Source organism: Bacillus sp. EE-W1, from assembly GCF_009760835.1.
GTDB lineage: Bacteria > Bacillota > Bacilli > Bacillales > Bacillaceae_G > Bacillus_A > Bacillus_A wiedmannii.
Genome location: NZ_WIPE01000076.1, coordinates 1 through 17,426, shown reverse-complemented (window position 1 = coordinate 17,426; position 17,426 = coordinate 1). Strand labels below are relative to the sequence as shown.

The 17,426-nt window shown below is 36.1% G+C and carries 20 protein-coding genes; 16 read left to right on the top strand and 4 right to left on the bottom strand.

The window, feature by feature from the left end:
- Positions 1 to 168: 168 nt before the first annotated feature.
- Both motA and motB read left to right on the top strand, forming a co-directional pair.
- A complete protein-coding gene (motA, locus tag GFJ36_RS23240; RefSeq protein WP_060488187.1) occupies positions 169 to 963 on the top strand; it encodes a flagellar motor stator protein MotA in 795 nt (264 codons plus the stop codon).
- Positions 953 to 1,741 (top strand): flagellar motor protein MotB, encoded by a 789-nt coding sequence (gene motB, locus GFJ36_RS23235; RefSeq protein WP_001256743.1) that lies wholly within the window; start codon positions 953 to 955, stop codon positions 1,739 to 1,741. Before motA ends, motB begins: the two co-directional genes overlap by 11 nt.
- 24 nt (positions 1,742 to 1,765) lie before the next feature.
- Here motB and GFJ36_RS23230 read toward each other — a convergent pair whose 3' ends face one another.
- Positions 1,766 to 2,593 carry a 5'-nucleotidase, lipoprotein e(P4) family gene (locus tag GFJ36_RS23230; protein WP_000782761.1) on the bottom strand — a complete coding sequence of 276 codons (828 nt, stop codon included), beginning with the start codon at positions 2,591 to 2,593 and terminating at the stop codon, positions 1,766 to 1,768.
- A gap of 341 nt (positions 2,594 to 2,934) precedes the next feature.
- Here GFJ36_RS23230 and GFJ36_RS23225 point away from each other — a divergent pair, with 341 nt between their 5' ends.
- The 3 genes from GFJ36_RS23225 (at position 2,935) to GFJ36_RS23215 (ending at position 5,595) form a co-directional block, all read left to right on the top strand.
- A complete protein-coding gene (locus GFJ36_RS23225; RefSeq protein ID WP_141542735.1) occupies positions 2,935 to 3,819 on the top strand; it encodes an ABC transporter ATP-binding protein in 885 nt (294 codons plus the stop codon).
- 2 nt (positions 3,820 to 3,821) lie between these two features.
- A complete protein-coding gene (locus GFJ36_RS23220) occupies positions 3,822 to 5,045 on the top strand; it encodes an ABC transporter permease (protein ID WP_001224961.1) in 1,224 nt (407 codons plus the stop codon).
- Positions 5,046 to 5,163: 118 nt separating this feature from the next.
- The gene (locus tag GFJ36_RS23215; protein ID WP_000512998.1) at positions 5,164 to 5,595 is read left to right on the top strand and encodes an Rrf2 family transcriptional regulator; all 432 of its coding nucleotides are present in this window, start codon (positions 5,164 to 5,166) and stop codon (positions 5,593 to 5,595) included.
- A 60-nt stretch (positions 5,596 to 5,655) separates the two neighbouring features.
- Here GFJ36_RS23215 and GFJ36_RS23210 read toward each other — a convergent pair whose 3' ends face one another.
- Together GFJ36_RS23210 and GFJ36_RS23205 are read right to left on the bottom strand one after the other, a co-directional pair.
- Positions 5,656 to 6,321 carry an MIP/aquaporin family protein gene (locus tag GFJ36_RS23210; RefSeq protein WP_000913204.1) on the bottom strand — a complete coding sequence of 222 codons (666 nt, stop codon included), beginning with the start codon at positions 6,319 to 6,321 and terminating at the stop codon, positions 5,656 to 5,658.
- A gap of 142 nt (positions 6,322 to 6,463) precedes the next feature.
- The gene (locus tag GFJ36_RS23205; protein ID WP_097889228.1) at positions 6,464 to 7,429 is read right to left on the bottom strand and encodes a DMT family transporter; all 966 of its coding nucleotides are present in this window, start codon (positions 7,427 to 7,429) and stop codon (positions 6,464 to 6,466) included.
- A gap of 100 nt (positions 7,430 to 7,529) precedes the next feature.
- Between GFJ36_RS23205 and GFJ36_RS23200 the strand changes: the two genes are divergently transcribed.
- Complete coding sequence (locus GFJ36_RS23200; protein ID WP_000658052.1) at positions 7,530 to 8,102, top strand: helix-turn-helix domain-containing protein; 573 nt, start codon at positions 7,530 to 7,532, stop codon at positions 8,100 to 8,102.
- Between the two features lie 65 nt (positions 8,103 to 8,167).
- Here the strand turns inward: GFJ36_RS23200 and GFJ36_RS23195 are convergent, their stop codons facing one another.
- Positions 8,168 to 8,353 (bottom strand): PspC domain-containing protein, encoded by a 186-nt coding sequence (locus tag GFJ36_RS23195; protein ID WP_000044335.1) that lies wholly within the window; start codon positions 8,351 to 8,353, stop codon positions 8,168 to 8,170.
- A 333-nt stretch (positions 8,354 to 8,686) separates the two neighbouring features.
- On the opposite strand from GFJ36_RS23195, the gene GFJ36_RS23190 reads away from it, so the two are divergent.
- From GFJ36_RS23190 to GFJ36_RS23145, 10 genes are all read left to right on the top strand, one after another.
- On the top strand, positions 8,687 to 9,928 hold the full coding sequence (locus tag GFJ36_RS23190; RefSeq protein ID WP_097889229.1) for an amidohydrolase family protein: 1,242 nt from the start codon (positions 8,687 to 8,689) through the stop codon (positions 9,926 to 9,928).
- 98 nt (positions 9,929 to 10,026) lie between these two features.
- On the top strand, positions 10,027 to 11,322 hold the full coding sequence (locus tag GFJ36_RS23185; protein ID WP_097889230.1) for a purine/pyrimidine permease: 1,296 nt from the start codon (positions 10,027 to 10,029) through the stop codon (positions 11,320 to 11,322).
- Positions 11,323 to 11,487: 165 nt separating this feature from the next.
- A complete protein-coding gene (gene gerE / locus GFJ36_RS23180) occupies positions 11,488 to 11,712 on the top strand; it encodes a spore germination transcription factor GerE (protein ID WP_000659484.1) in 225 nt (74 codons plus the stop codon).
- A 207-nt stretch (positions 11,713 to 11,919) separates the two neighbouring features.
- Positions 11,920 to 12,186: a hypothetical protein gene (locus tag GFJ36_RS23175; protein ID WP_097889262.1), complete on the top strand. Its 267-nt coding sequence runs from the start codon at positions 11,920 to 11,922 to the stop codon at positions 12,184 to 12,186.
- A gap of 156 nt (positions 12,187 to 12,342) precedes the next feature.
- On the top strand, positions 12,343 to 13,005 hold the full coding sequence (locus GFJ36_RS23170) for a type 1 glutamine amidotransferase domain-containing protein (RefSeq protein WP_097889231.1): 663 nt from the start codon (positions 12,343 to 12,345) through the stop codon (positions 13,003 to 13,005).
- Between the two features lie 290 nt (positions 13,006 to 13,295).
- Positions 13,296 to 14,105 (top strand): glutamate racemase, encoded by an 810-nt coding sequence (gene racE / locus GFJ36_RS23165; protein ID WP_000774000.1) that lies wholly within the window; start codon positions 13,296 to 13,298, stop codon positions 14,103 to 14,105.
- A gap of 131 nt (positions 14,106 to 14,236) precedes the next feature.
- Positions 14,237 to 15,286 carry a spore germination protein GerM gene (gene gerM, locus GFJ36_RS23160; RefSeq protein WP_097889232.1) on the top strand — a complete coding sequence of 350 codons (1,050 nt, stop codon included), beginning with the start codon at positions 14,237 to 14,239 and terminating at the stop codon, positions 15,284 to 15,286.
- Between the two features lie 128 nt (positions 15,287 to 15,414).
- Positions 15,415 to 16,152 (top strand): ribonuclease PH, encoded by a 738-nt coding sequence (rph, locus tag GFJ36_RS23155; protein WP_001261765.1) that lies wholly within the window; start codon positions 15,415 to 15,417, stop codon positions 16,150 to 16,152.
- A gap of 11 nt (positions 16,153 to 16,163) precedes the next feature.
- On the top strand, positions 16,164 to 16,772 hold the full coding sequence (locus tag GFJ36_RS23150) for an XTP/dITP diphosphatase (RefSeq protein ID WP_141542736.1): 609 nt from the start codon (positions 16,164 to 16,166) through the stop codon (positions 16,770 to 16,772).
- Positions 16,773 to 16,785: 13 nt separating this feature from the next.
- Positions 16,786 to 17,289, top strand: coding sequence for a metallophosphoesterase (locus tag GFJ36_RS23145; protein WP_000645521.1), 504 nt, complete (start codon positions 16,786 to 16,788; stop codon positions 17,287 to 17,289).
- Positions 17,290 to 17,426: the final 137 nt, after the last annotated feature.

Below are 17,426 nucleotides of genomic sequence, written 5' to 3'. Positions count from 1 at the left end.
TAGAAATGCAAAGAAAATGTCAGAAAATGTGTGAAATTGTAGTATTTTTTCATTTAATTCATTTCTTATCTTTCATGAAATGAATTTTTTATGTAATATATATACATAAGAAGATGTAGCGATTATCGAGAATAAAGAACTTCTTGTATAGACTAGGAGTGAATGGGAATGGATTTTGCAACAATTATTGGACTTATTTTAGGATTTGTAGCGGTAGTAGTAGGGATGGTCGTCAAGGGCGCTGACATAAATGCCTTATTGAATCCTGCCGCAGCATTAATTATTTTTATCGGTACATTTGCTGCAGTATGTATAGCATTTCCGATGAATCAACTAAAAAGGGTTCCAAAATTATTTAAAGTTCTTTTTGGTTCAAATAAAAAGGATTTAAGTTATGAACAGTTGCTAGAATTATTTGTTCATTGGACATCAGAAAGTAGAAAATACGGTATTTTGTCTTTAGAGCAACAATTAGACAAAATTCAAGATGAATTTCTTTTGCGTGGTATGAAATTTGTGATTGATGGCGTATCCGCAGAAGATCTAGAACAGATTTTAGAAGCTGAATTAGAAGCAATTGAAGAAAGGCATGCAAAAGGAGCGGCAATTTTTTCTCAAGCTGGTACATATGCACCGACATTAGGGGTTTTAGGTGCTGTTATTGGTCTTGTAGCTGCACTTGGCAATTTAACTGATATTGAAAAGTTAGGTCACGCTATTTCGGGTGCTTTTATTGCAACGATTTTTGGTATTTTTTCAGGCTATGTATTATGGCATCCATTTGCAAATAAACTAAAGCAAAAATCTGCAGCTGAATTAGAGAAAAAACGTTTAATTATTGATTGTTTATTAATGTTACAAGAGGGTACATATCCGTTTATTATGAAGAACCGCATTTTAGGTGCACTTTCTGCAACTGAACGTAAAAAGCTAGAAAAAGGAGCAGAAAAAAATGCGGAGTAAAAAAAATAGAAGAGGCAAAAAGAAAAAACACGAAGAACATATCGATGAAACTTGGTTAATCCCTTATTCTGATATGTTAACGTTGTTATTTGCATTGTTCATCGTTTTATTTGCGATGAGTAGTATAGATGCTGCGAAGTTCAAACAGATGGCAGTAGCATTTCGAAGCGAATTAGCAGGTGGAACAGGAAATAAAGAGTTTTTAAGTGATCAGAAGCCAAATGATGAAAAGGAATTATCAGCAAGTAGCCTTGAGGCAGAACAAGCAAAAAAACAAGAAGAAGCTAGAGAAAAAGAAAAAAAAGAAATGGATGAATTGAAAGCATTACAAAAAAAGATTGATCAATATATTAATGAGAAACAATTATCCTCTTCTTTTCAAACTAAATTAACTGAAAAGGGATTAATGGTGACAATATTAGAGAATGTGCTGTTTGATTCGGGGAAAGCAGATGTGAAGTTAGAATCACTAGGGATTGCAAAAGAGATGTCTAGCTTACTTGTTTCAGCGTCACCTCGTGAGATTACAGTATCTGGTCATACGGATAATGTCCCTATTGCCAATGCGCAGTTTGCATCGAACTGGGAATTAAGTACGCAGCGTGCAGTTAATTTTATGCAAGTATTACTCCAAAATAAAGAATTACAACCAGAAAAATTTAGTGCGATTGGTTACGGAGAATACCGTTCAATTGCTCCAAACGATACACAAGAAGGAAAGGCAAAGAATAGGCGTGTGGAAGTGTTTATCTTGCCTTTAACAGAGAAGGGAAAATAAAGAGGATGGCGAATGCCATCCTCTTTATTTTGCATCAAATGATTTTAAGTTGTCGCGACGGATTTTATCTTTTTCAGCATCTGATTTTTTGAAATCATAATCATATAAAGCGCCTTCCCAATCGCCATACATCGGATTCGGGAAAATAATAAATTTCTCACCAAATTGTTCTTTTGAATCTGCAACTGTTTGATTGCGATCTTTTACAGATTTCCCATCAAAACCAGTGAAATCAGATAAGTTATCACCGAAGAATAAGACGATATCATGTGTTTGAGAAACGAGTTCACGGCGTTTTTCTTTTCCTTTTTCTTTCGGATCTTGTAGTAATATATGTTCTTTCGTTGCTTGAGGAGCACCTACACGCTCAAGATTTTTAATTGTTGCATCTAGTTGGTTCGTTTTACGATTTGAGATGTAATAAATATCTACACCTTTAGATTCTGTATATTTTAAGAAATCAATTGCGCCTGGAAGGGCTTCAGCTTCAGCCTTATTAATCCAGTCATCCCATTTATACGGATAGCCTTTTCCTGTTTTTACGCTCATTGCTTGATGAGGACTGTTGTCTAAAACCGTTTCATCTAAATCAAGTACGATAGCAGGTTTTTTCTCTGTCCCTTTTGCAAGAGCTGCATCAAGCTTCAATTGACCGATATTGTATCCTTGGTAGTAAAGTGCTTTCGTTTCACCGGCTGTTTGATACCATAAATCAGCCATTAATTGCTGTTCTGTTAATTTTACTTTTTCTTCTTTTGCCACTGTTTTCTCTGGTGTTCCTGAACATGCTACAAGCGATGTAGATAGAACCGCTACAGATAATAAAGTGGTAATACCCCTCTTCATCTTCATATGTATCCTCCTTGATGTTAGAAAATCATCTTATATTATATATTAAAATATAAAAATTTTTTTATGAACATTTGCATATTGTCTTTTGTATATATAGTAGTATGTCCTATATTAGAAAGATGAGAAAAATAATGGAAATCATTTTGACAACTTTTATTGTCTAAATGACAATTATAATTGACAAATGACATGATATTATTTACAATTTTAACTAAATAGAACAAATGATGGATTAAGGAGATGTTACATACTAAGAGGATGAAGTGTAGTGCTATATTTTATCCTGAATAAACATAGTCTTTGAGAGAGTATGAATGATATTAAAGGGGAGGCTTTATACTTTGAGTTTACAAATTCAAAACTTAACGAAACTATTTGGGGAATCAAAAGCAGTGAACGGTTTGCAAATTTCGTTACCAAAAGGTGAAGTGCTAGGATTACTTGGACGAAATGGTGCAGGAAAAACAACGACAATCAAAATGCTTCTCGGATTATTAACGCCTAATGAAGGATTTATTACATGGGATGGAAAATCATTTGGGACTAGTGGGGTAACGATTGGGTATTTACCAGAAGAAAGAGGTTTATATACAAAAAGTAGAGTAATAGACCAGTTGCGATATTTTGGTAGATTAGAAGGAATGTCGAAAAAAGAAGTAGATCTTGCTATTGATCACTGGTTAGAGCGATTAGCAATACCGGAATATAAATCTAAAACGGCAGGAGAGCTTTCAAAAGGAAATCAGCAAAAAATCCAATTAATTGCTGCTCTTCTTCATAATCCTGAACTTCTCATTTTAGATGAACCATTTAGTGGACTGGATCCAGTTAATGCTGGAATGTTAGCTAGCATTATTGAAGAACAAGTACAGAGCGGAAAGACAATTATTTTATCTAGTCATCGTATGGAACAAGTAGAGGCTTTTTGCCAACATGTATGTATTTTGAAAAAAGGCGAAGCAGTCGTAAAAGGTCAGTTAAGTGATATTAAAAAAGAGTACGGTTTCCGTAATTTAACGATTGAAGATACAGAAGAGAATGCGAAGGGATTAGAAGCTATTCATGTATCGTATGAAAAACAACAAGGCCTTCTTTATGTGCAAGTACAAGATGATGCAGAAGCTCTAAAGATTTTACAACAGTTGCAAGAACAAGGTGTTACCTTACGACAATTTAAAATGTTAGAGCCGACGTTAAACGAAATCTTTGTAGAGAGGGCGAAATAACGATGCGTAAATTTTCTCACGTATTTTCATTTTATTTCAGGGAAGCATTTTTATCTAAAAAATCATTAATCATGAGCGCGATTTTATTTTTAATTGTTTTTGGGATTTTTGCGTTCAATCATTTTACTTCAAGTAATGATAAAAATAAGGATAAAGATAAAATTGCAGTTGTGACAGAGAGTTCTACATATAAAATACAAAAAGAAGAGTTAACTAAGTTATTACCATCAGCTAAATTAACAATTGGTTCAAAAGAAGATTTCAATAAACTGCATAAACAAGTAGAAGAAGGCGAGTTAGACGGTTTGTTTCGTGTAACTGAAAAGAATGGAGTTCCAGAAGTCACGTATATGTTTAATGGGTTCGCTAGTGAAACAAATTCTACAATTATAGCTAGTTATTTAAAGGGAAAATATATGGCGGTAACAGTTGCTAAACATAATGTTTCACCAGAAATTGCACAACAATTGCAAACCGAAATTTCTGTGAAACAAGAAGCAATAAAAGATCGTTCTGCCTCTGCCGGAATTGCATATTTCTTCATATTCGCTTTATATATGTTTATTGTTGCGTTCGGAAGCACAATTGCGATGAATATTGCTTCTGAAAAAGCTTCTCGCGTTATGGAAGTTATGATTCCGAAAGTAAAACCTCTTACGATGATGTATGCAAAAATTTTAGCGGTTGTTTCAACGGCGTTATTACAACTTGTCATATTGGCATGTGGTTATTTAGTTCCTTATTTACTAGGGTGGGTAGATTTAGAAAATGGTTCATTATTTGGCGTAATTGATGTTACAAAGTTAGATGCAAAAATAATCGGTATGTTCCTAATTTATTTTGTTACAGGATATTTCCTGTATGCGATGATGTATGCAGCTGCTGGTGCGGTTGTTTCTAAGACGGAGGATTTGCAAGGTGTAATGCTACCGATTTCAATTTTAATAATTGCAGCATTCTTTATAAGTCTTAAATCGTTAGGTGACCCAAATAGTACTATCGTTGTTATAAGCTCTTATGTTCCGTTCTTTACCCCGATGGTTACATTCTCACGCTTTGTAGCTGGTGAAACTGGTATGTTAGAAATTATGATAACATTGGCGGGGCTTTTAGCGACAATCGGTATTTTAAGTGCTGTTACAAGCCGCATTTACGTAAATGGCGTAATGAATTACTCAGATAAAGTGAAATTTAAAGATTTAGCGAAGTTTATAAAGCGTCAATAATGAGAGAAAAGTATGATTTCCTATTGGAATCATGCTTTTTCTTTATGTATAAATTAAAAATAGTATATAATAATAAGAGTCGTCTTTTAATAGAATGAATACAAAGGAGGGTGTGCAGATGGGGATTAGTAGTCGTTTTACAGTAGGTGTTCATATGTTAACGTTACTTGCGATAGATCGAAACTCTCGCTGTACCTCTGAATGGATTGCTGGTAGTGTGAATACAAATCCAGTTGTGATTCGTCGCATTACAGGAATGTTGAAGAGAGCAGGACTTGTTGATGTACAAGCTGGTAAAGGTGGTACGACACTTGCTCGTGATTTAGAAGAAATTACATTACTTGATGTATATAAAGCAGTGGAAGTTGTAGAAGAAGGACAACTATTTTCCTTCCATGAAAATCCCAACATTGAATGTCCAGTAGGAGCTAATATTCAATCAGTATTAGAAATTATTTTAATGCAAGCGCAAGAAGCGATGGAAAACGTACTTGCAAATGTAACGGTAGATCAATTAGTTACAAACTTAAAGTCTAAAATGAAAGAGTAAAAAAAGCGAGCAACCTCATAATGAGGGCTCGCCTTTTTTTATTCAGAAATATTGAAAATTCTATTTTTCAGTATTTAAAATGAATTTACCAACAATAGCTGCTACGATACCACCAAGAATTGGTGCTACGATGAATACCCATAGTTGAGAAAGTGCTTCTCCGCCAGCGAATAGAGCTGGTGCGATACTACGAGCTGGGTTAACAGAAGTTCCAGTTAACGGAATTCCTAATAAGTGAACTAAAACTAATGTGAAACCAATTACTAATCCTGCTAGAGAAGAACTTCCTTTTTTACCTGTTACAGCAACGATAACTAAAATGAATACGAAAGTTAAAATAAATTCAACTAGAAATGCTCCAGATAAACCAAGAGTTCCAAAACCATTTTGTCCTAAATTATCTAAAGGTGTTTTAGCAGAGCGTAAAATCGTTACTAACGTTGCAGTTCCTAATAAACCACCTAAAATTTGAGCTAATACATAATAACAAAGTTCCATAGCGTTCATTCTTTTGTTGATGAACATAGCTACTGATACTGCTGGGTTAATGTGACATCCAGAAATTGTTCCGATGCTATATGCCATAGCCACAATAGATAGACCGAAAGCCATAGCGATTCCTAATGTTCCAATTCCTTCAATTCCGCCGCCAATGACAGCTACTCCAGTTCCGAATAATACAAGTACAAATGTACCAATAAATTCAGCGATTGCTTTTTTTAACATAATTTACCTCCTAATATTGCGCATGAAACGTATTATAACATAGGTTTTAGTATAAACAGCTAATGAAATACTATTCTGATAAGGCGAAATAGGGGGACAATAAAAAAGAGTATAGTTCTTTGTTAGAGAACTATACTCTTTTTTATGCAGTTTTTTTCTGCTTAACGACTGGAGCAGAACGGTTTAAAACGCTATTTGCAACCATTCCTAACATAATAATAATCATTCCTAGTAGGGAAAGACCACCAGGAAATGAACCATTCAAGAAAACAATTTCGCCAAGCACGGTAAAGACCAGCGTTCCAGCTTGCGTTGCTTCAACAGCCCCAAGTAGAGAGAGGTTATCTTTGGCTAAGTCAGTAGCAAAGAAAAATGTCATCGTCGCAATCACGCCAGAACATAAGGCTAACAAAAATCCTTGCAACATTTGGCTGGATGTTGGAATACCGGTAGTAGAAAATCCATATATACCAAGTAAAATTGTTATAGGTAGACTTCCTATTGCCATTCCTAATACACGTTGGAACGTATCAAGACGTCCGCCAACAAGTTCCATCATTTTTCGGTTGCCGAATGGATATAAGAAGGCTGCTACTACGACAGGTAAAAAACCTGAAATGAACTGAGTCATTGTAATATGACCTGCTGCAGTCGCTTGCATACAAATTACACCAAGTAAAATAAATAATGCGACATATAAACTACGAAGTGGAATTTTTCCGCGTACACGTTTTGTGCCTGATTTCGTTTCTATTTTAACGAAGAATAATGGTGATAAAAGTAAACCTGCTAATATAGTAACTTGCCAAGTTCCGGCAACGAGCCAAGCTGGAGAAAAGACAGCTGCGAAACTTAATAAAGAATAGAAACCAATACCAGCAACGGAACCCCATCCGATCCACGCTAATGGATGTTTCTTTAATTCTTCCCATAAACTCCTTAAGTTTTTGCGAAATAAAACGATAAGGAATAAAATAGGGAGAGCAAATAAAAAACGGAAGGAAGCTGTCCAGGCCCAGCTCGTTCCAGATACATTCATCGCTCGATTAATAATAAAGGTTGCGGAAAAAAAGGCTGATGATAAAAGGCCTAATAAAATTGCGCGCATGAAGTATAGCACTCCTTTCGGAATTTGATGATTATGTATAGTATAATATACTTAAAAATAATAAAAGTAAACTATTTTATACTTTAAGGTGGTTTTATAGATGAAAGAACATGAAGATATGCAAACGAAAGAAGTCATTCAGCAAGTAGGTCAGCTGTTAAGACAAATTCGAAATGAACAAAAATTAAGTTTAGAAGAATTAGCCCAAAAAACAGGGGTTAGTAAATTAACATTAGGAAAGATTGAAAGAGGCGAAACGAATCCGACGTTAGCTGTCATTTGGAAAATAACGAAAGGGTTATCGATTCCTTTATCGAGATTGATGGTTGTTGGAGAACCTGTAGCTGTGGCGCGCTGCGGAGAAGGATTTGCAGTAGATGTAGGACAAGCATGGCATTTAGAAACGATGTTCCGCTATACGAAAGAAACGGGGATGGAAATGCACCGTGCTTGTTTAAGATCGAATAGTATATATGAACCAGAAGCTCATCATGAAGGTGCTATTGAGCTTGTAACAGTAATGAAAGGGAAAGTATCGATTCAAGTAGAAAGCGATGTATACGAATTAAATGAGTTTGACTCTATTCAATTTGAAGCGAATAAAAAACATAGTTATAGAAATGAAGAAGATGAAGTAGCAGTATTACATTTAACGATGAAATATTCTTCATAAAAAAATCACCTATAGAATTCTATAGGTGATTTTTTATATTTCGATTAAGTATATGCAGGATGCCACTAGTACGAACGTGGCATAAGTAATAAACAAATAAAATAAACTAAAAACCCCGTCCCAAAACATAAAATAGCAATGACCCAAAGTATGCGAATGAGAGTAGAGCTAATATCAAAATATTCCCCTAAACCACCACATATACCAAATAGCATTTTATCAGTTTCGGATTTACATAACCTTTTTGACATCTTCCAATCCACTCCTTTTTATCCCGCTTTAACGGGTAGTAAGAACTCCACCTAAAAATTCAGCGAAAGCAAAGAAGTTAGGTGGGGATTAACTGCCCGTAAAAGCCCGATTGGTTTAACTAATGATCAGTGGGGGGATGAACAACCCCCCACTGATCAAAGTTTCACTTTATAGCAAGCTATATACTTCTATTCTATATGGAAATTTATGAGAAGACTATGCGGTTGTATTACATTTTTTTTAGGGAACAGTCGTATTAATTGTCTTAATTTTCAGTTGATATTAAAATTATAGTAAGAGGTAACTTTTAATAAAGGGTGGGGGAAATAGAGATGACAGTATATTGGCTGACTAATGTAATGCTTGAATCGGGGTATACATATGAAGAGGGGAGAATTTCCCAAACAGAAACAGAGTTATGTAGTTTACTCATTGAAGATGGACGAATTAAAAAAATGATAGCAGGGGCTGTTCAAGAGGAAGGAGTATTAATTCTTGATGCTAATCGTTTATTGATTTTGCCAGCTTTCGAAGAGATGCATATTCATATTGATAAGACATATTATAGTGGCCCTTGGAAAGCTTGTATGCCAGCAGAGAATATTTTTACGCGTTTTAATGAAGAAGAAAAAATTCTGCCGAAGCAATTAGCAACTGCTCAAGATAGGGCGGAAAATATGTTAGCGTTATTGCTTCGAAATGGTGCAACGAATATAAGAACGCATTGTAATGTTGATCCGATTATTGGACTTGGTAATTTGGAGGCGACGTTAGCGGCGTTGGAAACATATAAAAATCAGGTTTCTGGTAGAATTGTTGCTTTTCCGCAACATGGATTATTGCGCAGTAATTCTGTACAACTTGTGAAAGATGCGATGCGTATGGGTGCGCATCTAGTCGGTGGAGTGGATCCAGCTACAGTGGATAATGATATTGAAAAATCATTACATACCATTATGGATATCGCAGTAGAATTTAATGCGGATGTTGATATTCATCTGCATGATGCGAATAATCTTGGGACGTTTACGATGAAGCGATTGGCAAGTTTAACAGAAGAAGCGGGATGGCAAGGTCGCGTAACAATTAGTCATGCACTTGGACTTGGTGGTGTTACGGATAAAGAAGTTGAAGAAGTGGCGGAAAGACTAGCTGCTTTAAATATTGATATTACTTCAACGGTGCCAATTGGGAAACAAGTAATCCCAATTCCGTTATTAGATAAAAAAGGTGTGAAAGTTTCATTAGGAACTGATAGTATTACTGATCATTGGTCACCGTTTGGCACAGGTGATATGCTGCAAAAGGCAAATCGATTAGCGGAACGTTTTGGGTGGAGTGACGAAAGGTCTTTAGGAAAAGCCCTTCACTTTATTACGGGAGGAAAAGAAACGTTAAACAATGAAGGGAAGCGAGCATGGCCGAATGTAGGAGATGAAGCGAGTTTTGTTTTGACGAATGCAACATGTACTGCTGAAGCGGTAGCGCGTCAAACAGAGAAACGTTTAGTCGTGCATAAAGGGAATATTGTTGTTGGAAGTTTAAATGAGGTGGAATTAAATAATCTTGTGTAAAAGAATCGTGTAAATGTTTTGAGGAGGGTTCTAATTGTGAGTGTAGAACCCTTCTTTGTTATGCTTGCAATATATTTCTTACAGGGAAGCTAGAAAGGATGAAAAATTTGGACAATCAACATAACCAAAATCATATTATGGGAACTTTGCAATGGTTTATATTTTTATTAGCGAATTCAATCGCACTACCAATTGTCGTTGGCGGATTATTTCATCTTACAACGGAAGAAATATTTTATTTAATGCAGCGTACGTTTTTTGTAGTTGGTATATCTTCTTTTTTACAAGGGTGGCTTGGACATAGACTACCAATTGCGGATGGACCAGCTGGATCGTGGGTTGGAGTATTTACCGTACTTGCTTATGCAACGGCCGGGCAAGATCAATTACATAGTACGTTGCAAATTTTAGAATTAGGAATGATAATTTCCGGTGTTATTTTAATAGGATTAGGAGTCACTGGTTTTATCGGACGTATTTTATTTTTATTCACGCCGCTTGTGACAGGGACGTTTTTACTTTTATTATGTTTACAATTAAGCGGTGTATTTCTAAAAGGAATGCTAGGAATTACTGCTACTGTTTCTCAAATCGATGGATTTACAGCGATAATTGCGTTTAGCATATTTCTTTTCGTTATTATACTATCTAACTTCGGAAAAGGTTTTGTCAAAAGTTATGCGGTTTTAATAGGATTAATTAGTGGGTGGATTCTTTTTCTCATTGCAGGAAAAATGACGATTCCATCTCAAGTAACTCATTTTGTGCAACTTCCGCAAATATTTGCTTGGGGACTTCCAAAGTGGAATACAGGTATGGCTGTATCCAGTTTCGTTATGGTATGTATTTTAGTTTCAAATACAGTGGCAGCTATTATAGCAATTAATCAAGCTACCATTCAAAAGGGGACTATTGAACAAAAACAGTTGAAGGGTGGTACGTGGGTTGGAGGGATTTCGCATATCATTTCTTCTGTATTTTCAACTGTAGGTGTCGTGCCGTTACCAGCAACGGCAGGATTTATACGTTTAACGAAACAAAAATATATACGATCGTTCTTACTAGCATGTTTGTTACTAGTCGTAATGTCGTTGCTTCCAAATATTATTCGTTACTTAGCATCGTTACCACCCGCTGTCGCATCTGCGGTTTTAATGGCTTCGTTCGTACAGTTAATTGGAATTGGGTTTCATAATATAAAACAAGTGCCAATGAGCGAAAGGAATGTAACGGTTTTAGGAGTTTCTGTATTATTTGGAAGCGGTGTTATGTTTTTACCGTCTGGAGCACTCCAATCACTGCCGTCTGTTATGCAATATATATTCGGAAATGGTTTGTTCGTAGGTACAGTTGTCAGCATATTACTAGAACAAATATGGCGTAATGAAAAGTGAGTGGATACAAAGAGTGTCTGCACTGTATAAAAGTCTAAAATAACATGTGAAATAAAGCCTATTTTCATTCACCACCCGCACATTTCGTTCATACAATATCTTGACTAAATAAACACCCAACTTACACATACACGGCTCTGGCTTAAGCAAGGAGGTTTATACCAGTTGAAGGAAAAAGCGTATCAATCTAAACCGTTACTCACAAAGAGAGAGAGAGAAGTATTTGAATTACTGGTTCAAGATAAAACAACGAAGGAAATTGCAGGTGAACTTTTTATCAGTGAAAAAACAGTACGCAACCACATCTCAAACGCAATGCAAAAGCTAGGAGTTAAAGGACGTTCACAAGCAGTTGTTGAGCTTCTTCGCATGGGAGAGCTCGAACTATAAAAAGAAAGCCGACTTTTATATGAAGAGTCGGCTATTTTTCTGTTTATATTTTGAACTTAAAAAGGTATTTCAGACTTTGAGAAGGAAGATATGTTTAAGAAAGAAACGTTAAAAATAACTACTTTAGAACATGATGAGGCATTCAGGGTAGGTATCTTTGTCATTCACAAATAAGAAGGTGCAAATAAGAAGTTGTATTTTAAGGATATGGAGATAGGTGAAATTAAAGATGTTTTTGGAGACATGCCATGGATGTATGGAACAATTCGTCTATATGAAAATAGTAAACCGTTCCAAAAATATTTTCGTGAGATGGTAGACGAAGATAGTGGATTTGATTTTGAAAGCATAGATCCTGAATTTTTATATGAAGGAAATTGGTCTGTTTTTGATGAGGATAATCAGCGGTATTTAGGGATTGATATACCTGCTATTCATATGGAGGATAACACGATTGTGTGGCGTTGGAGATAAAAGTTATAAGGTTGTGAAAATCTTCGTACGAAAGAATTCAAACGATAACAACAAGTTGACTTTTATACAAAAGGTCAGCTTGTTGTTATCGTTTTTTCCGCTTGCTATATGAATGATAAGAACATTCCATACATAAATAGGTAGTAAGGAGGGGATATGTTGAAAAGGACATTGTTAGTTTCAACAAGCGCTCATGATATGAATGGACACCCGACTGGCTTGTGGCTGGAAGAGCTCGCAGCTCCTTATAATGTATTTAAAAAAGCTAAGTTCGATGTTGATATTGTGTCGATAAAGGGCGGTAAAGTACCTATTGATAGAGTGTCTATTCCGAACGGGATACCTCGTGAATTTAAGTATGTCGCTTCTTTATTGCAAAATACGAAGCCGATCTCAAATGTTCATTTTTCGGATTATGATGCAGTTTTATTTGGTGGTGGGCACGGAGCGATTATAGATTTTCCAGGTAATCCATATGTTGCAAATTTGATTGAGAATATGTACAACAATAACCGGATTGTAGCGGCTGTTTGTCACGGAGTAAGTTCTTTAGTCGGTGTGAAAAATAAAGATGGCTCGTTTTTTGTTGCCGGTAAGCGTATAACAGGTTATACAAACGATGAGGAAAAAGCTGTGCATTTAGAAAAGCGAGTGCCGTTTTTATTAGAAAGTAAATTGAAAGAAGAAGGAGCTTTGTTTTATGTTGCTCCAAATTTCACACCGCATGTAGTAGTAGATGGGCGTTTAATTACAGGGCAAAACCCGCAGTCTAGTATGGAAATAGGGAAAGCTATAAGAAGAGCTGTCAATAAATTATAGAAAAAGTGCTCGCTTTCATTTCTGCTCATTTCTTCTTATTAATAGGAATGTCTTCTTTCCAAAAAAAGATGGAGCGATAAATACGCATTTTATATAGAAGAAACCGACTTTCATATAGAAGGTCGGTTATTTTTCTGTCTTGCAAATTATGAAAAAAAGGAGCAAAATAAAAAAGGTCCTAGTCTATACAGGTACAAATGAAAATTTTCATACAGAAGCAGTTTAAGTTAGCGAACTTAAAGTGTGTAAAATATAATGATAAAATAAGATGATGAATGAGAAAACGGGTGATGAAGTTGAATAGAGCAATCGGTGTTATCGATTCAGGAGTTGGCGGTTTAACAGTAGCGAAGGAATTAATTCGTCAGTTGCCGAAAGAGCGTATTATATATTTAGGGGATACGGCACGTTGCCCTTATGGTCCACGTTCTCGAGAAGAAGTGCGTCAATTTACGTGGGAAATGACGGAGCATTTACTAGATTTAAATATCAAAATGTTAGTTATTGCGTGTAATACAGCAACCGCGGTTGTATTAGAAGAGATGCAGAAACAATTACCAATTCCAGTGGTAGGAGTTATTCACCCAGGATCACGTACAGCTTTAAAAGTGACAAACACGTATCATGTTGGGATTATTGGAACGATTGGAACGGTGAAAAGTGGTGCATACGAAGAAGCGCTAAAGTCTATTAATAACCGTGTTATGGTAGAAAGTTTAGCGTGTCCGCCTTTCGTTGAGCTTGTAGAGAGTGGGAATTTTGAAAGTGAAATGGCGTATGAAGTTGTACGAGAAACGTTGCAACCGCTGAAAAATACTGATATTGATACACTTATTTTAGGTTGTACACATTATCCAATTTTAGGTCCTGTTATTAAAAAAGTAATGGGAGATAAAGTACAACTCATTAGTTCAGGTGATGAAACAGCGCGCGAAGTAAGTACAATTTTATACCATAGTAAAATGTTGAATGAGGGAGAGGAACAAAGTGATCATCTCTTCTTAACGACAGGAAAAATAGGCCTATTTAAAGAAATTGCATCAAAATGGTTCGGTCAACCGATTGAAAATGTGAAACATATTCATTTAGAAAAAGAATAATAGTAGAATCCATATAAGTGAGCTCCTGAGAAATCAGGAGTTTTTTTGTTTATAGGAAGCACAGCTTGTTCTAAAAAGTGAAACAGCTCGTATACATAATAGTACAAACTTAGATTTTAGGGGGGAATGGCATGCCTAAATCCACTTTTAAATGGGTTGTTGGTGCTACTGTGAGCGCTGTTTTACTAACAGGGTGTGGCTTTATAAATCAGGAGAAAGCAACGGAACAAATTGATCCGCCAAAACAAGTTACGTATACAGAGGGTGGAAAGAAAGAAGTAGCTAAGAAAGATAAGCAAGGACAAACGGTGAATAGAGAACTATACCTTGTTGATAAAAATGGCTATGTTGTACCGCAAACGTTAGCTATACCTACTCCGAAAGCGAATGAGGTCATTCAGCAAACGTTAGAGTACCTTGTGAAAGATGGACCGGTAACGAATTTATTACCGAATGGGTTCCGTGCAGTCATTCCAGCGAATACATCGATGACACTAGATTTGAAAAAAGATGGGACGGCAGTCATTGATTTCTCTAAAGAAATGAAAAACTATGCAAAAGAGGAAGAGCGTCAGATGGTTGAGTCAATAGCCTGGACGTTGACGCAATTTAAAGAAATAAAACAAGTGCAGTTCCAAATAAATGGTGAGAAATTGGCAAAGATGCCTGTTGGTGGTACACCGATTGGTGAAGGGGTGAGCCGTGCTAATGGTATCAACTTCGATGATGAACAAGTAGCGGATGTAACAAATACAAAACCGGTTACACTTTATTTTATGGCACAAAATAATAATAAGCAGCAATACTACGTACCAGTAACACGCCGCGTTGTAGAAGGAAAAGAAAATGATTATGCAGCAATTGTAGATGAACTTGTAAAAGGACCGATTCATCAATCGCTTCTGAATGATTTTAATCCAGGAGTTAAGTTGATTACGAATCCGAAGTTACAAGATGGAAATCTTACATTAAACTTTAATGATAATATATTTATAAACCCAGATAAAAATATGGTTTCAAATTACGTATTGAAGTCGTTAGTTTTATCTTTAACAGAAAAGAAAGGCGTGAAAAGTGTTTCTATTGAAGTAAATGGTAAAGCGAATCTTATAGATGAAAAGGGCGGAAAGTTAATAAAACCTGTCGATCGTCCAGAAAACGTGAATACAGGTAGTTTTTAATCTTCAATAATTTGATATACTTAAGTAAGAAAGGGGAATTGCTTTTTGGGTTCCTCTTCTTTTATTGTATACATATCATACATTTAAATTTGGCTATACTAACAAGTAGTTATGAGGAGGTTATTTTTATGCGAGTAGATGGTAGAGAGAAAACAGAATTACGCCATATACATATTCATACGAATTATTTAAAACATCCAGAGGGATCAGTATTAATTGAGGTTGGGGATACAAAGGTAATTTGCTCAGCGACAATTGAAGAGCGTGTCCCACCGTTTATGCGTGGAGAAGGAAAGGGCTGGGTAACAGCTGAATATGCGATGATTCCACGTGCAACAGAACAACGTACAATTAGGGAATCAAGTAAAGGGAAAGTAACAGGACGTACAATGGAAATCCAGCGCTTAATTGGACGAGCATTACGTGCGGTAGTTGACTTAGAAGCACTTGGTGAGAGAACGGTTTGGATTGATTGTGATGTTATTCAAGCGGATGGTGGAACGAGAACTGCTTCTATTACAGGTGCATATGTAGCAATGGTATTAGCGTTTGAGAAGTTATTACAAGCAGAAAAAGTATCTAAAATTCCAGTAAAAGATTATTTAGCAGCAACGTCAGTAGGAATTGTTGAAGAGCAAGGTGTTGTTTTAGATTTAAACTACGCAGAAGATTCTAAAGCAGACGTTGATATGAACGTAATTATGACTGGAAAAGGTCAGTTTGTTGAAGTGCAAGGAACTGGAGAAGAGGCGACGTTTAGCAGAGCGCAGTTAAATGAATTACTTGATGCTGCGGAACAAGGTATCTTCCAACTAATCGACATGCAAAAAGAAGCGTTAGGTGACATCGTATCTCATATAGAGTAGAGGTGGAAAGTATGAAACAAGTTGTTATAGCGACAAAAAATATAGGGAAAGTACGTGAATTTGCTGAGTTATTTGAGCGATTTGATTTAGAAGTAAAATCATTGCACGATTTTCCTCATATTGAAGAAGTCGAAGAAACTGGTGAAACATTTGAAGAAAATGCGATCTTAAAAGCGGATAGTCTGAGTAGACAGCTGAATGCGATCGTAATCGCGGATGATTCAGGTCTTATTGTAGATGCTTTAAATGGAAAACCAGGCGTGTATTCAGCTCGTTTTGCTGGAGAGCCGAAAGATGATCAAGCGAATATTGATAAAGTGTTACAAGAATTAAATGAAATAGCGTTTGAAAAGCGTAAAGCTCGTTTCTACTGTGCATTAGCAGTGGCTTTCCCTGAAGGGGATAAAAAGCCTGTCATTGTAAACGGGACGTGCGAAGGGTATATTTTAGAGCAGCGCCGCGGGGAAAACGGCTTTGGATATGATCCGATTTTTTATGTGGAAGAATATAAAAGAGCGATGGCGGAACTAAGTTCAGATGAGAAAAATGCCATTAGCCACCGTGGACGTGCTCTTCGTAAACTAGAAGAAAAAATCCCTGAATGGTTTTTAGGAGAATAAGGGAGAGAGATTGATGAAAGCTTTAATCGTAAGCGATAGTCATAGCTCCGTGAAGGAATTACAGCAGTTGAAAGAGAACTATGAAGGAAAAGTAGATGTCATGATTCATTGCGGTGATTCAGAGCTAACGCCTGCTCATGAAGAGCTGCAAGGTTTCCATGTTGTAAAAGGGAACTGTGATTATGCTAACTTTCAAGATGAAATTGTAACTGATGTAGATGGCATTCGTTTCGTAGTTGTGCACGGACATCGTCATAACGTGAAAATGACATTACAAACATTAGCGTACCATGCGGAAGAGGTAGGGGCGCAAGTTGCATGCTTCGGACACTCTCACGTATTAGGTGCAGAATTAATCGATGGCGTTTTATTTATTAATCCAGGCAGTATTTTATTGCCACGTCAGCGTGTAGAAAAGACATTTGCTTTATTAGAAATGGATGAAAATCAAATGGAAGTTCGTTTTGAAACATTAGACGGACAACTAGTTGAACAAGCAGTTTTTAAAAGAGGATAAGAAAAATTATCCTCTTTTAAAAAAGGTGTTGACTTTATGTATGGTTATACATATAATAAATATTGTCGATAGGGCAACAGCGCTAACGAAGAAAAATAAAATAACATATGCGGGTGTAGTTTAGTGGTAAAACAAGA

Bases quoted from the DNA above. Each gene is read 5' to 3' on its own strand.
- motA (WP_060488187.1), top strand. From the start codon at position 169: ATGGATTTTGCAACAATTATTGGACTTATTTTAGGATTTGTAGCGGTA.
- motB (WP_001256743.1), top strand. From the start codon at position 953: ATGCGGAGTAAAAAAAATAGAAGAGGCAAAAAGAAAAAACACGAAGAA.
- GFJ36_RS23230 (WP_000782761.1), bottom strand. From the start codon at position 2,593: ATGAAGATGAAGAGGGGTATTACCACTTTATTATCTGTAGCGGTTCTA.
- GFJ36_RS23220 (WP_001224961.1), top strand. From the start codon at position 3,822: ATGCGTAAATTTTCTCACGTATTTTCATTTTATTTCAGGGAAGCATTT.
- GFJ36_RS23215 (WP_000512998.1), top strand. From the start codon at position 5,164: ATGGGGATTAGTAGTCGTTTTACAGTAGGTGTTCATATGTTAACGTTA.
- GFJ36_RS23210 (WP_000913204.1), bottom strand. From the start codon at position 6,321: ATGTTAAAAAAAGCAATCGCTGAATTTATTGGTACATTTGTACTTGTA.
- GFJ36_RS23205 (WP_097889228.1), bottom strand. From the start codon at position 7,429: ATGCGCGCAATTTTATTAGGCCTTTTATCATCAGCCTTTTTTTCCGCA.
- GFJ36_RS23200 (WP_000658052.1), top strand. From the start codon at position 7,530: ATGAAAGAACATGAAGATATGCAAACGAAAGAAGTCATTCAGCAAGTA.
- GFJ36_RS23195 (WP_000044335.1), bottom strand. From the start codon at position 8,353: ATGTCAAAAAGGTTATGTAAATCCGAAACTGATAAAATGCTATTTGGT.
- GFJ36_RS23190 (WP_097889229.1), top strand. From the start codon at position 8,687: ATGACAGTATATTGGCTGACTAATGTAATGCTTGAATCGGGGTATACA.
- GFJ36_RS23185 (WP_097889230.1), top strand. From the start codon at position 10,027: ATGAAAAATTTGGACAATCAACATAACCAAAATCATATTATGGGAACT.
- GFJ36_RS23175 (WP_097889262.1), top strand. From the start codon at position 11,920: ATGGAGATAGGTGAAATTAAAGATGTTTTTGGAGACATGCCATGGATG.
- GFJ36_RS23170 (WP_097889231.1), top strand. From the start codon at position 12,343: ATGTTGAAAAGGACATTGTTAGTTTCAACAAGCGCTCATGATATGAAT.
- racE (WP_000774000.1), top strand. From the start codon at position 13,296: ATGAAGTTGAATAGAGCAATCGGTGTTATCGATTCAGGAGTTGGCGGT.
- gerM (WP_097889232.1), top strand. From the start codon at position 14,237: ATGCCTAAATCCACTTTTAAATGGGTTGTTGGTGCTACTGTGAGCGCT.
- rph (WP_001261765.1), top strand. From the start codon at position 15,415: ATGCGAGTAGATGGTAGAGAGAAAACAGAATTACGCCATATACATATT.
- GFJ36_RS23150 (WP_141542736.1), top strand. From the start codon at position 16,164: ATGAAACAAGTTGTTATAGCGACAAAAAATATAGGGAAAGTACGTGAA.
- GFJ36_RS23145 (WP_000645521.1), top strand. From the start codon at position 16,786: ATGAAAGCTTTAATCGTAAGCGATAGTCATAGCTCCGTGAAGGAATTA.